Source organism: Microvirga sp. HBU67558 (assembly GCF_018069605.1).
GTDB classification, from domain to species: Bacteria; Pseudomonadota; Alphaproteobacteria; order Rhizobiales; family Beijerinckiaceae; genus Microvirga; species Microvirga terrae.
Genome location: NZ_JAGPUP010000549.1, coordinates 14374 through 29394 on the forward strand (window position 1 = coordinate 14374; position 15021 = coordinate 29394).

The window sequence follows — 15021 nt, forward strand, 5'->3', positions numbered from 1 at the left end:
GGCGGCAACCGATCCAAATTCAGAAGACCGAAGATGATTCGACGCCTCCTGATTGCCGCTCTTCTGGGCGCGCCCCTTGCTGCCTGCCAGACCGCCCAGCAGCCGGTCGCTACGGTGGCCGATTCCGCTTGGTATGTCGGCATGATGCCCGACAAGCCGCACAACATCCCGCTGGTCGACCGGCGCAAGATGGACGCGAAATACGCCCGCCAGACGGTGGCGTATAACGGCTCCGAGAAGCCGGGCTCCATCGTGGTCGATATCGACGAGCGCATGCTCTATCTCGTCCAGCCCGAGGGCAGGGCGATCCGCTACGGCGTGGGCGTCGGCAAGCAGGGCTTCTCCTGGAAGGGCATTGCGTCGGTTGGTCGCAAGGGGGTCTGGCCGGCCTGGTCGCCCACCAAGACGATGGTCGGCATCAAGCCCGAGCTGCCGCGTTACGTGGAAGCCGGCCTCGACAACCCGCTCGGTGCCCGCGCGCTCTATCTCTACCAGGATGGCCGCGACATCCTCTTCCGCATCCACGGGACGAACGAGCCATGGAGCATTGGGGAGCAGCTCTCCTCGGGCTGCGTGCGCATGCTGAACGAGGACGTGGCCGACCTCTACGAGCGCGTCCCGGTCGGCACGACGGTCTACGTCAAACGCAACGGCCGCTACCGGGTGTGAGCCCCGGTTCATGACGGATCACAATGGCCGGGCCTGTCCCGGCCATTTTTATTTGCTCTTCTTGTCGTCGGGGTCGTCCCAGGCATCGTTCAGCCTGCAGGCGTGACCGCACGGCGGGAGCCCAGCATCCACCCGACAGGCTGAGCAGGCCCCGATGTCCGAAAGGCGAACCTCCTGAATATTCCGGAACCGTGGCTGTTCAGCTTGCGTTTGGGCTCCACATGTTTCAAGCCAACACCTGCGCTGCAGCAGGGCGTATTCAGAGCCAAGGGATCGAGCGATGACGCAGTGGGTCTATACCTTCGGGGACGGTAAGGCCGAGGGCCAGGCGGGAATGAAGAACCTGCTCGGCGGCAAGGGGGCCAACCTGGCCGAGATGTCCAATCTGGGACTGCCGGTCCCTCCGGGCTTCACGATCACGACCGAGGTCTGCACCTATTACTACGATCACGGCCGCTCCTACCCGGAAGAGATGAAAGCCCAGGTCGAGAACGCCCTGACCTATGTCGGACGTCTCACGGGCCGCACCTTCGGGGATGCGGAGAACCCGCTTCTGGTCTCCGTCCGCTCCGGCGCCCGCGCATCCATGCCCGGCATGATGGACACGGTGCTCAACCTCGGGCTCAACGACGTGACCGTCGGGGCCCTCGCCAGGGGGGCGGGCGACGAGCGCTTCGCCTATGATTCGTACCGGCGCTTCATCACCATGTATTCCAACGTCGTGCTGGGCCTCGAGCACCACCACTTCGAGGAGATCCTCGACGAGTACAAGGACCGCAAGGGCTACACGCTCGACACGGACATGACGGCGCAGGACTGGCAGGCCATCCTGCCGCGCTACAAGAGCCTCGTCGAGAAGGAGCTCGGCAAGCCCTTCCCCCAGGACCCACAGGAGCAGCTCTGGGGCGCCATCGGGGCCGTGTTCGGCTCCTGGATGAACAACCGCGCCATCAAGTACCGCGAACTGCACGGCATTCCGGCGAGCTGGGGTACGGCGGTGAACGTGCAGGCCATGGTGTTCGGCAACATGGGCGAGACGTCCGCCACGGGCGTCGCCTTCACGCGCAATCCCTCGACCGGCGAGAAGGAGCTCTACGGCGAGTTCCTCATCAATGCCCAGGGCGAGGACGTGGTGGCGGGCATCCGCACCCCGCAGGATATCACCGAAAAGGCCCGCATCGCGTCCGGCTCCACCAAGCCTTCGATGGAGCAGGCGATGGCCGAGGCTTACAACGAGCTGGTGCGCATCTATGGCATCCTCGAGAAGCACTACCGTGACATGCAGGACATGGAATTCACGGTGGAAAAGGGCAAGCTCTGGATGCTTCAGACCCGCAACGGCAAGCGCACGGCGAAAGCCGCGCTCCGCATCGCCGTGGAGCTCGCCTCCGAGGGTCTGATCACGCAAGAGGAAGCCATCACCCGCGTGGAGCCGGCCGCCCTCGACCAGCTGCTTCATCCCACCATCGACCCCAAGGCCGAGCGCAAGATCCTGGCCACCGGCCTGCCGGCCTCGCCGGGGGCTGCCTCAGGCGCGGTCGTATTCAACTCGGACGACGCCGAGGCGGCCAAGAAGGCCGGCCTCAAGGTCATCCTCGTGCGCATCGAGACGTCTCCTGAGGACATCCACGGCATGCATGCGGCGGAGGGCATCCTCACCACCCGCGGCGGCATGACCTCGCACGCCGCGGTGGTCGCCCGCGGCATGGGCAAGCCCTGCGTGTCCGGCGCCGGCTCGATCCGCGTCGACTACGCGGCGCAGACCCTCACCGTCGCCGGTCAGGTTCTGAAGAAGGGCGACGTGCTGACCATCGATGGCTCCAACGGCCAAGTGCTGCTCGGGCAGGTCAAGATGCTGGAGCCCGAACTGTCGGGTGAGTTCGCCACCCTCATGGGCTGGGCCGACAAGGTGCGCCGCATGAAGGTGCGTGCCAACGCGGAAACGCCGCTCGACGCCAAGACCGCCCGCACCTTCGGGGCGGAGGGCATCGGCCTGTGCCGCACGGAGCACATGTTCTTCGAGGGCGACCGCATCGTGGCGGTGCGCGAGATGATCCTGTCGGACGACGAGGCCGGTCGCCGGGCGGCGCTCGCCAAGCTGCTGCCGATGCAGCGCAAGGACTTCGCCGAGCTGTTCTCGATCATGAGCGGCCTGCCGGTCACGATCCGCCTGCTCGATCCGCCGCTGCACGAGTTCCTGCCGCATTCGGAAGCCGAGATGGACGAGGTGGCGAAGGCCATGAACGCCTCGGTGGACAAGCTCAGGCACCGCGCCCGCGAGCTGCACGAGTTCAACCCGATGCTCGGCTTCCGCGGCTGCCGTCTGGCGGTGGCGTACCCTGAGATCGCCGAGATGCAGGCACGCGCCATCTTCGAGGCGGCGGTGGACGCCGGCAAGCAGACGGGCCAGCCGGTCGTGCCGGAGGTCATGGTGCCGCTCGTCATGACGAAGGCGGAGCTCGACCTCGTGAAGGAGCGCATCGTCGCCATGGCGGAGGCGGTGGCGAAGGAAAGTGGCGTCGCGGTCGAGTATCAGGTCGGCACGATGATCGAGCTGCCGCGCGCAGCGCTGCGCGCCGGCGAGATCGCGGAATCGGCCGAGTTCTTCTCGTTCGGCACCAACGACCTCACCCAGACGACCCTCGGCATCTCGCGCGACGACGCGGCTTCGTTCCTGGGCCCGTACACGCAGAAGGGACTGCTGCCGGCGGATCCTTTCGTCACGATCGATCAGGAAGGGGTGGGCGAGCTGGTGAAGCTCGCGGCCGAACGCGGCAGGACAACCCGCAAGGGCATCAAGCTCGGAATTTGCGGCGAGCACGGCGGCGATCCGGCGTCGATCCATTTCTGCCAGTCGGTCGGTCTCGACTATGTGTCCTGCTCGCCCTACCGCGTGCCGATCGCGCGCCTCGCGGCCGCGCAGGCGGCCCTCGGCAACAAGGCGGCGAGCCAGGCCTAGATGGTCTTGTCTCGGACGCGCCTTCTCTATGTCGGGGTGGTGCTGGCATCCGGCATCGCCATCGGGCTCCTGATGCTGCAGCGGCCCGCCTGGCAGCAGGCCGCCGTTCCGCCGGCGGCCTGGCCCTTCGCCGTATCGTTGATCCTGGATCTCATCATCGGCCAACTCTCCGCCCAGGGCAAAGCCGAACCGCTCACCATGGGGGATCGATTCGTGGCGGTGATCGGCGCTGGCTTGATCGTGACCGCGATGGTAGCCTTGGGATAACGATCGCGGACAGGGGCAGGGGGCACGGATGGCGCGGCACGAGGGTTCATGCCATTGCGGCGCGGTCGCGTACGTGGTCGAGACGGATCTGCAACAGATCCTCGAATGCAATTGCTCCCATTGCAGCCGGAAAGGCTATCTCCTGACCTTCGTGCCCCGGGAGGCGATGACGCTCCTTCGCGGAGAGGACGGCCTGTCCACCTACACCTTCAACACCCACAGGATCCGGCATCGCTTCTGCGCGGAATGCGGCTGCGCCCCCTTCGGCGAGGGGCAGAAGCCGACCGGAGAGGCCACGGTGGCGATCAATGTCCGCTGCCTCGAGGGCGTGACCCTGTCCGAACTCGACACCATTCCGGTCGACGGGCGGAGCTTCTGAGTTCGGGCCGCCCAGTTCCGAGCCGTGCCTGCCTCAAGGGCAATTGAATCGAAATGAAATATTGTTTAAATTGCTCCTTCTCGCAGGGGCGAAAAGCTCTATTTGATCAGAACAGAAGGGGCGGTGTCGACTGAAGGATCGCCGCTCCCCGTCCGAAAGCTCAGGATGCCGGAGAGTTTGAGCGTTACGAAGGATGACGTCATTCGTGACTTGCGCGGCGCCCATTCCGCAGCCAAGGATTGCGGGGAGTCCGACGTTGCAGCGTCGGAGTTTCTGCCTATCCTCCAGCAGGGACCCGGCTTCTTCTGCTTCCTGCGTCACCCGGACGACATCATTACTCTGACCAACAACGCCTTCCGTCAGCTTGTCGGAGGGCGGGACATTGCCGATTGCCCCCTCGACGCAACACCGCTGATCCGCTGGCCCGGCTTCAAGGAGCGTCTCGACCAAGCCCGCGCCGGCCTGACGCTTCCGGACCCCCTTCGGGTCGCGATCTTCTCGCAAACGGATGCCGGGAGCATCGCGGAGGAGCGGTTCGTCGAGTTCTCCTTCCAGCCTGTCTGGGGCGGGGGCAGGGTGCTTCTGGGAGTGGCCGTGCAGGGCCATGACGTGACCGGTCATGTCCGGCAAGAGCGGGAGCTGAGCGCGAGCAATGCGCGGTCGGAGGCGGTTCTCGACGTGCTCGGCGACGGCTTCGTCGTGTTCGACGAGGAGTTCCGAGTCGTGAAGCTCAACCCCGCGGCGCTCAAATATGACGGGCGTCAGGCGGAGGAGATCATCGGCAAGATTCAATGGGAGGCATGGCCTACCTCGGCGGGCTCCGCTTTGGAAATGGCCTATCGTCGGTGCCTCGCAGAACAGGTGCAGATCTCGTTTGAGCGCCGCTATCTCGGCTTCGGCAAGGACCGGTGGCTGGAACTGCGCGTCTGCCCGGTTCCCGGCGGCATCGTCAGCTTCTATCGAGATATTACTGAACGGAAGGCGTCAGAGGAGGCGCTGCGCGCCAGCGAGGAGCGGTTCAGGGCTCTCGTCGAGGCGGTTCCGCATCAGGTCTGGGAGGCGGGACCGGGCGGATCGGTGGAGTGGTCGAACGGGCGCTTCCCCGAATATCTCGGTATCACGCTCGACGACCTGGCGAACGGCGCCTGGGAGCGTATCGTCCATCCGGAGGATTTTCCGGTTGTCGCCCGGGCGTGGCGGCGCGCCCTTAAGGACGGCACGGTCTTCGAAGGCGAGATAAGGCTGAAGCGGGCCCGCGACGAGACCTACCGGTGGTTCCTGTCGAAAGCCGTCCCCGTGCGGGACACCGACGGGGGTGTCATCCGGTGGATCGGTACGAACACTGATATTCATGATCAGAAGACCGCCGCCGAGGAACTCGTTCATCTGAACGCCAGACTGGAAAAGCGGGTCGAGGAGAGCACGCGGGACCGTGATCGCCTTTGGCATCTGTCGACCGACCTGATGCTTGTCGCCGACTTCAACGGAACGATCGTGACGGCCAATCCGGCCTGGGGCCGCATGCTCGACTGGAAGAACGGCGATCTCCTTCAGGCGCCCCTGCTCGACTTCATCCATCCCGAGGACCAGAGCGAAGCACAGTTGGCCGTCGGGCGGCTCGCGCATGCCCTGACGACCTGCAGCGTCCAGAACAGACTGCGCCATCGGGACGGCTCTTACCGTTGGATTGCCTGGACGGCAGTGTCGGACGAGCATTTCATCCACGCGGTCGGGCGCGATATCACGGCCGAGGAGGAGGCCGCCCAGGCGCTGAGACAGGCCGAGGAGGCGCTTCGGCAGTCGCAAAAGATGGAGGCGGTCGGCCAGCTGACCGGCGGCATCGCCCACGACTTCAACAATCTTCTGACCGGCGTGATCGGCAGCCTCGATCTCATCCGAACCCGCATCGCCCAGGGACGCGCCGGCGATATCGAACGCTATGTCGATGCCGCCATGTCTTCGGCAAACCGGGCGGCCGCGCTCACGCACCGCCTTCTCGCCTTCTCCAGACGACAGCCCCTCGATCCGAAGCCCGTCGATGCGAACGCTCTCGTCGCCTCGATGGAGGAGCTGTTCCGGCGCACGGTCCGCGAGACGATCCAGGTCGAGCTGCGGTCTTGCCGGGATCTCTGGCTCACCCTCTGCGATCCCAACCAGCTGGAAAGTGCTCTGCTCAATCTGGTCATCAACGCCCGCGACGCCATGCCGGACGGAGGGTCCATCGCCATCGGGACGGACAATGTGGAGCTCGACGACGCCTACGCGGCCACCCAGCAGGACGTCAAACCCGGCCCCTATGTCGCCTTGTCGGTCTCCGACACCGGGTCCGGCATGTCCGACGATGTGCTCGCGAGGGTCTTCGAACCCTTTTTCACCACGAAACCGATCGGGCAGGGTACCGGTCTCGGCCTTTCCATGGTCTACGGCTTCGTCAGGCAGTCCGGCGGCCATGTCAGGATCTCCTCGGCCATCGGCCGGGGCACCACCGTCACGATCCTGCTGCCGAGATATCTCGGCGATACGGAACCCCAGGACCCCTCGGCCACGGCGGTCACGGGCGCGCGCGCAAAGGCTCACGAAACCGTGCTCGTGGTCGAGGACGAGACCGTCGTGCGCGGGCTCATCGTGGAGATGCTCAAGGAGCAGGGGTACCGCGTTCTGGAGGCCGAAGACGGGCCGAAGGGACTCGTGGTTCTGCAAACCGGCCAGCCGATCGATCTCCTTCTGACCGATGTGGGGCTGCCCGGCTTGAACGGGCGGCAGCTTGCTGACGCGTTCCGCGCGGAGCGGCCGGATCTGAACGTTCTCTTCATGACGGGCTATGTGGAGAGCAGCATTCTCTCGGCGGGCTTCCTGGGACCGGGGATGGAAGTCATCGCCAAGCCCTTCACCCTTGAGGCTCTCGCAGCCAGGATCGAGGCGATCATTCACGGTCCCTAGCATCGAGCATGACGGTCGCCGGCGATGTGCCGAAAAACTTTGGTCGGGATGGCCAGGCTTGTCCCGGCCATCCCGACCATTTGAAGCGCCTCGCTTTGGGCAATCGAGATCACCGGGACAAGCCCGGTGATGACGTGGGTGGGGATTAGCTATCGGGATCAAGCCGTCGCGGCTTCCGACCGGCGCATTCCGACGAACTGGAACTCCGCGTACATCAGCACCACGAGGGCCTGGGCGATCACGAACGCATAGCCCGCGCTGGTCGGCGCCACCCAGCCGCTGAGAAGGAGGAGCGCGCTGTCGACGACCCAGAGGGCATTCCCCAGGATCACCGCCCAGGCGATGGACCTATGGATTTCCTCGCGCAGGCCGAGCCAGCCGATGAAGGCAGCATAAGGCAGGAGAACCAAGCCCACGATGCGCAGGAGAAGCTCCGGCAGGCCGAAGACGCCGCTCAGGGCACCGGCACCGATGAGCATCATCAGGCCGAAGGCCCCGCTGGTGGTGGCGTCGGCCACGAGAGCCTGGCGAAGAAGCGGGGAAGATTGAATTGTCATCATGGCTGTCTCCTTGCGGTGGGCCGGTTGAAAACCTCAACCTGATCGCAAGGATCTCGGAAGCGCTGAGCACAGTCGATTACCTCCGAGGTCATGGAAGATCGGCTTGTCTCACGCTAGGGTCTCTCTCATGAGAACAGCGAGCACTCAACCCGTGAACACCGACCGACATGTGGGCGATTACCTGCGCGAATGGCGTCAGCGGCGACGCCTGAGCCAGATGGACCTCGCCCTCGAAGCGGAGATCTCCACCCGCCATCTGAGCTTCCTCGAGACCGGCCGCTCTCAACCGAGCCGCGAGATGGTGCTGCTGCTTGCGGAGAAGCTCGATATGCCCCTTCGCGAGCGCAACATCATGCTAGTGTCGGCAGGCTTCGCGCCGGTCTATTCGCAGCGCTCCCTCGACGACCCTGCGCTCGTCAGCATGCGTCAGGCGGTGGATCTCGTGCTCAGGGGGCATGATCCCTATCCGGCGCTCGCCGTGGACCGGCACTGGTCGCTCGTGTCCGCCAACGAGGCTCTCGTGTCGGTGATCGGCGACGTCGATCCGGCGCTGATGAAGCCTCCTGTCAACGTGCTGCGCCTGAGCATCCATCCCGCAGGCCTTGCCCGTCGGATCGTGAATTTCACCGAGTGGCGCAACCATCTGGTTCATCGACTGCATCGTCAGGTCGATGCGACCGGCGACGTCGTTCTCGCCGCTCTGATCGAGGAACTGCAGTCCTATCCGACGCCGGACGCGGCGGGACGCGGCCCCAGGTCGAGCCACGATTACGCCGGCATCGTCGTGCCGCTCCAGCTCGTGACCGGGGAGGGCCCGCTGACCCTGTTCAGCACCACCACGATCTTCGGCACCCCGGTGGACGTCACCCTGTCGGAATTGGCCATCGAGGCGTTCTTTCCGGCCGATCCCGAGACCGGTTCCGCGCTGAGGCGTCTCGCCGAGAAGCGTCAGGCTGCCGCAGCGTCACCGGGATAACCGGAGCCTCGCCTTAACCACCCATCAACCTTAACCCGCGATAACTTTACGACATCGGAGCCCTCCTGCTGGATGCTCCGGATTGTTCACGAGTTTTTGCAGGGTGTTGCGCGTGCGTCTTCCGTATCGTCGATCTCGGGTGAAATGGATCTGCGCCACCACGGCTCCCTGGGCGCTGGCCACCGGATTGCTGATCTCGTTTACCGCATCGGCCAGCAACGATCTCCATTCCGGCGTGAGCTTCACGCCGCGCAGCGCTACCGCCCGCCTCGTCGACACCGCGCTCATCCCGCCCACCGGCGCCTCGATCGCCGACGGAAAGCTCGGAATCGAGCGCGATGTTCTCCGCACCCTTCCGCGCTATGACCTCCCGGACGAGGCCGCCGATTCCGCGCCTCTCAAGGCCGACAGGAAAGCCGATGCGGGTCCCGATGCCCTCGTGGACCGCTCCCTGAAGGGCAATCCCCTGGTGGCGCCGCACGCCACCCTGTCCCGTCGCGCGAGACAATTGCGCACGACCCTCGATCAGATGGGCAGCACCCGGCTGCTCTACAGCCGCGACGAGCGGCTTCTGCCGCCGACCGTCCTCATGGAAGGCCAACTCGAGGCTCCGGAGACGGAGCAGGCCTTCGAGCCCTGGGAGGCGCCCGAATACACCACGACGCGTCAAGCCACGTCCGTCCAGTCCCCGGCCGCGGCGGCCGCGGGCTCGACCGGGGCTGCAGCGAGCCCGACCACCCCCATGGTCAAGCGCGCGACCGCCCTGTCGTCGACGACGCCGGCCCCGGTCGAAGCAACGCCCATCGAGATCGCAGCCGCCCCCGTGTCCCTGCAATCCCCACGTCTCGACCGCGGCGGCTATGGGGACCTGTCCATCCTGCCCAAGGGCGACGATCCGGATCGTCCCCGCTATGCCGACCTGATCGATCCGGACAACACGAGCAAGGAGCAGCGCTGCCTCGCCGAGGCCGTCTATTTCGAGGCCCGCAGCGAGCCCGTCGAAGGGCAGGCGGCCGTGGCCCAGGTGGTTCTCAACCGTGTGAAGAGCGGACTTTACCCGTCCAGCATCTGCGGCGTGGTCTATCAGAACCGGCATCGTCATCTCGCCTGCCAGTTCACCTTCGCCTGCGAGGGCAAGGCCCTGCGCATCCGCGACACCGAGTCCTGGGAGCGCGCCAAGAGCGTCGCGAGCGCCGTGCTCGAGGGCAAGACCTACCTGGCCGATGTGGGCGCGGCGACCCATTACCACGCCGACTATGTCCGGCCCTACTGGGCCCGCCGCCTGAAGAAAATGGACGTGATCGGGCGGCACATCTTCTATAAGCTCAAGCCCGGTCAGACCTGAGAAAAACCTTGCTCGTGCGCTTCGGCACTTCACCGAGTGTAACAAAGTCCTATCAAGACTCAGGCGCGGCATTGAAGGCGGGGAAGTCGTGGCAAGCATTCGAAATTCCGTTCCGGGTACCGGCTATGGCAATGCCTATGTCGATGCCCTGGTCTGGGGAGGAACGGCCTGGAACACCGCGAGCGGGTCCATCAAGATCTGGTTCGGCCAAAGCGGCGATTTCGCGGCGGCGAGCGCCGTCCACGGCCCCAGCGACATCCTGACGAGCGGTCTTTCGACCCGGAATTGGACAAAGGCCGAGAAGGCGGTCTTCGACTATGCGATCCAGGTTTATGAAAGCGTCTGCGGGTTGAAATTCGAACTCGCCGGCTCCGCCGCGGAGGCCAACGTCGTCTGGTGGAAGATGCCGCTGGACGGCAGCACGCTCGGATTGCACGAGGTGCCCGACAAGAACCAGATCTGGGGATATTTCGACCCGACGATGCCCTCATGGAACTGGATGAATTTCGGCGGTGACGGCCTCAACACCGTCCTGCACGAGTTCGGCCACGGCATGGGCCTGGCTCATCCGCATGACGGCGGAACGGGCGCGGATGCTACGACCTTTCCGGGCGTGACGGATTCCGGCACCCTCGGGCCGAACGGCCTGAACCAGGGTATCTGGACGGTCATGTCCTACAATCCCGGTTGGGGGCAGGCCGGGTACGACCTGTCCTACGGCAATCAGGCCGGGCTCGGCGCCTTCGACATCGCGGCCTTGCAGGCGCTCTACGGAAAGAACATGGAAACCGGCCAGGGGAGCAACGTCTACGCGCTGCCGACCCTGAATACGACTGTCGACGAGCAGGGGTGGTACTGTCTCTGGGACGCCGGCGGACTGGACACGATCACCGCCGCCCGAGCACTCGATGGTGTCGTCATCGATCTTCGCGCCGCGACCCTGGAGCCGGGAGATTCCCATGCGGGCGGCTTCATCTCCCGAGAGAAGGGCGTTGCCGGCGGCTATACGATCGCCAACGGCGTAACGATCGAGAATGCCACCGGCGGACGCTTCGCCGACAGGCTTCAGGGCAATTCGGCCGGAAACGTGCTGCGCGGCGCCGACGGCGCCGACACCCTCGCCGGCGGAAGCGGCGACGACATCCTTTTTGGCGGCGCGGGCAGCGACAGGCTCTCGGGCGGCGCGGGTTACGACGTCTTCGTGTTCGACACCAGAACCAGCCGGGACAAGAACGTCGACCGGATCGACGACTTCAACCCGGCCTACGATTCGATCAGGCTCGAGAACAAGATCTACACCGCACTGGGCTCCGGCAGCGCATCCAAGCCGGCGGCCTTCAAGGCAGACATGTTCATTCGGGCCAAGAAGGCGCAGGATCTCGAGGATCGGGTCATCTACGACGCGAAGTCCGGCGCGCTCTCCTACGATGCCGATGGCTCGGGTGCCGGCGCCCCGATGAAATTTGCCACTCTTGGGAAAAATCTGAAGCTCAACCACCACGACTTCTTTGTAGTCTAGGGGATTGCGGAGCAAATCGGAGCCGGATTTCTGCAGGTATCCATCACAAAGCCTCATACCAAAGCCTACAAACTTTCAATGTTGCCGGCGGACGACTTGGGCTAGTCTGCGCACCCCTGCCTTCCCTCAAAGGGCCGTGAGCATGTCCGCTTCCCCCGCTCGAACCCGCGTCTCGCCGGAAGTCATCGTCGTCGCCGGCTGCCTGATCGCCCTGATCACCTTCGGCCCGCGCGCGTCCTCCGGCCTGTTCCAACTGCCCATGATCACGGAATACGGTTGGGGACGAGACACCTTCGGCTTCGCCATTGCGATCCAGAACCTGCTCTGGGGACTGGGCCAGCCCTTCGCCGGCGCCGTGGCGGACCGGTTCGGAGCCTTCCGGGTGCTCTGCGCTGGCGCGCTCCTCTACGCGCTCGGCCTCGTCGCCATGGCCTATGCCTCCACGCCGGGCATGCTGCATCTCGGGGCCGGCGTCCTCATCGGCTTCGGCCTGTCCGGCTGCTCGTTCAATCTGGTGCTTGGCGCCTTCGGCAAGCTTCTGCCGGAGCAATGGCGGCCGATGGCCTTTGGCGCGGGAACGGCGGCCGGCTCATTCGGCCAGTTCCTGTTCCCGCCGATCGGGAACGTGCTGATCGACTCGCTGGGCTGGCATCAGGCCCTGCTTGTCTTCGCCGCGAGCGTGCTTCTCGTCATGCCGCTCGCCGTCGCGCTCGCCACGCGTCCGACCGGCGACGCGGCTCCGTCCGGAGCGGCGGCCGTTCCGAACCAGTCGATCAAGCAGGCGCTGACGGAAGCGTTCCGACATCGCTCCTACGTGCTCCTGGTGCTCGGCTTCTTCACGTGCGGCTTCCAACTCGCCTTCATCACGGTGCACCTGCCGGCCTATCTCAAGGATGCGGGCCTCTCGGCGGCCGTCGGCGGATGGACGCTCGCGGTCATCGGCTTGGCCAATGCGGTCGGCTCCCTCGGATCGGGCTGGCTGTCCACCCGCATGTCGAAGCGCTGGCTGCTCGCCTGGATCTATCTCGGCCGCTCGGTGGCGATTGCGGCCTTCATCCTGGTCCCGGCCTCCCCCTTGACGTCGATCCTGTTCGGCATCTCCATCGGCCTGCTCTGGCTCTCCACTGTGCCACCCACGTCCTCCCTCGTGATGCTGATGTTCGGCACCCGCTACATGGCCATGCTCTACGGCTTCGCGTTCTTCTCGCATCAGGTCGGCGGCTTCCTCGGGGTCTGGCTCGGCGGGCTTCTCTACGAGATCAACGGCAATTACAGTGCCGTCTGGTGGCTGTCGGTCCTGCTCGGCCTCGCCTCCGCGCTGATCAACCTGCCGATCAAGGAACAACCTGTTGAGCGCGGGCCCGCCCTGCAGCCGGCGGAATAAGCCGGCCTCTGCTGCGAAGGGCTAAAGCCTTTCCCCTTGCCCTGATCCTCGGTCGCGCCAAAAGATGGTCGTGGGAGGATTCGGCATGAGCACGTTCAGGGCCGTCGTCATCGACAAGAATGAATCAGGTCAGAATATCGGGATCCGCACGTTCGACGAGACGGATCTCATGGACGGCGACGTGACCGTACGCGTCTCGCACTCGACTCTGAACTACAAGGACGGTCTTGCGATCACCGGCAAGGCCCCGGTGGTACGCCGCTTTCCCATGATTCCCGGCGTCGATCTCGCGGGTGTCGTCGAGGCTTCCTCGAATCCCGAATTCAAGTCCGGCGACGCGGTCGTCCTCAACGGCTGGGGCCTGGGCGAGACCCATCTCGGAGCGTATGCGGAGAAGGTGCGGGTGAAGGGCGACTGGCTGATCCCGCTGCCGCAGGGTCTGTCGGCGGAGCAGGCTATGGCGGTGGGGACCGCAGGCTACACGGCGATGCTGTGCCTGATGGCCCTGGAGCGACATGGACTGCGTCCCGATCAGGGGCCCGCCATCGTCACGGGCGCCGTCGGAGGCGTCGGCTCGGTCGCCGTGGCGCTTCTCGCCAACGCGGGTTGGCATGTGATCGCCTCGACCGGCCGACCGAAGGAAGCTGATTACCTGAAAGGTCTCGGCGCGGCCGAGATCCTCGACCGGAGCGAGCTCGCGGGTTCCGGCCGGCCTCTCGCCAAGGAGCGCTGGGCGGCCGGAATCGACACGGTCGGGTCCACGACGCTCGCCAACCTCCTGTCGATGACGAAGTATGGCGGCGCGATCGCCGCCTGCGGCCTTGCGGGCGGAATGGATCTGCCGGCGACCGTCGCGCCTTTCATCCTGCGCAACGTGGCGCTCCTGGGGGTCGATTCGGTGATGGCTCCGAAAGCCCTGCGCATGGAGGCCTGGAACCGGATCGCCCGGGAACTCGACCACGACAAACTCGCCGCCATGACCACGGTGATCCCGCTCGATCAGGTGTTGGAGGCCGGCCGTGAGATCGTCGAGGGCCGGATCAAGGGCCGGGTGGTGGTGCAAATCGCTTAAGCGACGGGAGCGGGCGCCGAAGCCTTCCTCCCGGCGCCCTCGATCCATTTCTTCTGCTTGGCGATCTCGGCAGCCATGAAATCCATGAAGGCGCGCACGCGCGCCGATTGGCGCAGGTCCGGGTGGGTCAGGAGCCACAGGCCCGCGGCGAAATCCGGATTGATGTCGGAGAGCCGGACGAGATCGGGGTTCGAATCCGCGATGAAACAGGGCAGGGGGCCGATGCCGGTTCCGGCCTGGACGGACTCGGCGAGGCCAAGAACCGTGTTGACCTTGTAGACGATGTTTTCCGGCGCCACGTGCTCGCGCACGAAGCGGGCGGCCTTCAGGGCGGCCAGATTGTCGCCCAGAGCCACCCAATGCCGGTTGAACAGGTCGGTCAGGCTGACGTCGTCGGGACCGCGAACGTCGGGGAAATCCTCCACCCGTCCGTAGACCGCCCAGGCGATTGTCGCCACGCGCCGCCCAACGAGGGTCTCCGGCGGATCGTCGGTGGCGCGAATCGCCACGTCCGCGTCGCGCTTCGACAGGTTCAGGGCCTGATTGGCGAGCACCACGTCGAGCCGCATCTCGGGGCAGGCTGTGATAAAACGGGCGAAGATTGGGGTCAGGAGATGGACGAGCAGCGTGTCGTTGGTCGTGACCCGCAATTCTCCTGTAGGCGCCACGGCCTGTCCGGCGAGCTTGCGCGTGAAGGCGGTGACGTTCTCGTCCATCTGCTCGGCAAGCGCCGACATCTCCTCCCCGGCAGGCGTGAGGACATAGCCGGTCCGGTGACGCTCGAAGAGCTTGACCCCGAGATTGTCTTCCATCTGGCCGAGCCTACGGAAAACTGTCGAATGGTTGACCCCGAGTCGCTCCGCGGCGCCGGCCAGGCCATTGGCCTCGGCGATGATCTTCACGAGCCTGAAATCGTCCCAGTCGAGATGCTGCTGTTTGGTCATCGGTTTT

At 65.3% G+C, this 15021-nt stretch carries 12 protein-coding genes; 10 read left to right on the top strand and 2 right to left on the bottom strand.

Annotated features, from left to right (window positions below):
• Positions 1 to 33: 33 nt before the first annotated feature.
• The 5 genes from KBI52_RS23520 (at position 34) to KBI52_RS23540 (ending at position 7214) form a co-directional block, all read left to right on the top strand.
• Positions 34 to 669, top strand: a complete 636-nt coding sequence (locus KBI52_RS23520) for a L,D-transpeptidase (protein WP_173946745.1) — start codon at positions 34 to 36, stop codon at positions 667 to 669.
• A gap of 280 nt (positions 670 to 949) precedes the next feature.
• Positions 950 to 3628, top strand: coding sequence for a pyruvate, phosphate dikinase (ppdK, locus tag KBI52_RS23525; protein WP_210811931.1), 2679 nt, complete (start codon positions 950 to 952; stop codon positions 3626 to 3628).
• Positions 3629 to 3895, top strand: coding sequence for a hypothetical protein (locus KBI52_RS23530; protein ID WP_173946743.1), 267 nt, complete (start codon positions 3629 to 3631; stop codon positions 3893 to 3895).
• A 28-nt stretch (positions 3896 to 3923) separates the two neighbouring features.
• Positions 3924 to 4274, top strand: coding sequence for a GFA family protein (locus tag KBI52_RS23535; RefSeq protein WP_210811932.1), 351 nt, complete (start codon positions 3924 to 3926; stop codon positions 4272 to 4274).
• A gap of 177 nt (positions 4275 to 4451) precedes the next feature.
• Positions 4452 to 7214, top strand: a complete 2763-nt coding sequence (locus tag KBI52_RS23540; RefSeq protein ID WP_210811933.1) for a hybrid sensor histidine kinase/response regulator — start codon at positions 4452 to 4454, stop codon at positions 7212 to 7214.
• A gap of 158 nt (positions 7215 to 7372) precedes the next feature.
• Here the strand turns inward: KBI52_RS23540 and KBI52_RS23545 are convergent, their stop codons facing one another.
• The gene (locus tag KBI52_RS23545) at positions 7373 to 7774 is read right to left on the bottom strand and encodes a hypothetical protein (protein ID WP_173946740.1); all 402 of its coding nucleotides are present in this window, start codon (positions 7772 to 7774) and stop codon (positions 7373 to 7375) included.
• A gap of 127 nt (positions 7775 to 7901) precedes the next feature.
• Here KBI52_RS23545 and KBI52_RS23550 point away from each other — a divergent pair, with 127 nt between their 5' ends.
• The 5 genes from KBI52_RS23550 to KBI52_RS23570 all read left to right on the top strand — a co-directional run bounded on the left by KBI52_RS23550 (position 7902) and on the right by KBI52_RS23570 (position 14070).
• On the top strand, positions 7902 to 8750 hold the full coding sequence (locus KBI52_RS23550; protein ID WP_210811934.1) for a helix-turn-helix transcriptional regulator: 849 nt from the start codon (positions 7902 to 7904) through the stop codon (positions 8748 to 8750).
• 112 nt (positions 8751 to 8862) lie between these two features.
• Positions 8863 to 10095, top strand: a complete 1233-nt coding sequence (locus KBI52_RS23555; protein ID WP_371823205.1) for a cell wall hydrolase — start codon at positions 8863 to 8865, stop codon at positions 10093 to 10095.
• Between the two features lie 88 nt (positions 10096 to 10183).
• The gene (locus KBI52_RS34285) at positions 10184 to 11614 is read left to right on the top strand and encodes a M10 family metallopeptidase C-terminal domain-containing protein (protein WP_210811936.1); all 1431 of its coding nucleotides are present in this window, start codon (positions 10184 to 10186) and stop codon (positions 11612 to 11614) included.
• A 142-nt stretch (positions 11615 to 11756) separates the two neighbouring features.
• A complete protein-coding gene (locus KBI52_RS23565) occupies positions 11757 to 12998 on the top strand; it encodes an MFS transporter (RefSeq protein WP_173946736.1) in 1242 nt (413 codons plus the stop codon).
• Between the two features lie 85 nt (positions 12999 to 13083).
• On the top strand, positions 13084 to 14070 hold the full coding sequence (locus KBI52_RS23570) for an MDR family oxidoreductase (protein WP_210811937.1): 987 nt from the start codon (positions 13084 to 13086) through the stop codon (positions 14068 to 14070).
• Here the strand turns inward: KBI52_RS23570 and KBI52_RS23575 are convergent.
• Positions 14067 to 15014 carry a LysR family transcriptional regulator gene (locus tag KBI52_RS23575; protein WP_173946734.1) on the bottom strand — a complete coding sequence of 316 codons (948 nt, stop codon included), beginning with the start codon at positions 15012 to 15014 and terminating at the stop codon, positions 14067 to 14069. The genes KBI52_RS23570 and KBI52_RS23575 overlap by 4 nt on opposite strands.
• Positions 15015 to 15021: the final 7 nt, after the last annotated feature.

Bases quoted from the DNA above. Each gene is read 5' to 3' on its own strand.
- ppdK (WP_210811931.1), top strand. From the start codon at position 950: ATGACGCAGTGGGTCTATACCTTCGGGGACGGTAAGGCCGAGGGCCAG.
- KBI52_RS23520 (WP_173946745.1), top strand. From the start codon at position 34: ATGATTCGACGCCTCCTGATTGCCGCTCTTCTGGGCGCGCCCCTTGCT.
- KBI52_RS23550 (WP_210811934.1), top strand. From the start codon at position 7,902: ATGAGAACAGCGAGCACTCAACCCGTGAACACCGACCGACATGTGGGC.
- KBI52_RS23565 (WP_173946736.1), top strand. From the start codon at position 11,757: ATGTCCGCTTCCCCCGCTCGAACCCGCGTCTCGCCGGAAGTCATCGTC.
- KBI52_RS23545 (WP_173946740.1), bottom strand. From the start codon at position 7,774: ATGATGACAATTCAATCTTCCCCGCTTCTTCGCCAGGCTCTCGTGGCC.
- KBI52_RS23535 (WP_210811932.1), top strand. From the start codon at position 3,924: ATGGCGCGGCACGAGGGTTCATGCCATTGCGGCGCGGTCGCGTACGTG.
- KBI52_RS23575 (WP_173946734.1), bottom strand. From the start codon at position 15,014: ATGACCAAACAGCAGCATCTCGACTGGGACGATTTCAGGCTCGTGAAG.
- KBI52_RS23570 (WP_210811937.1), top strand. From the start codon at position 13,084: ATGAGCACGTTCAGGGCCGTCGTCATCGACAAGAATGAATCAGGTCAG.
- KBI52_RS23530 (WP_173946743.1), top strand. From the start codon at position 3,629: ATGGTCTTGTCTCGGACGCGCCTTCTCTATGTCGGGGTGGTGCTGGCA.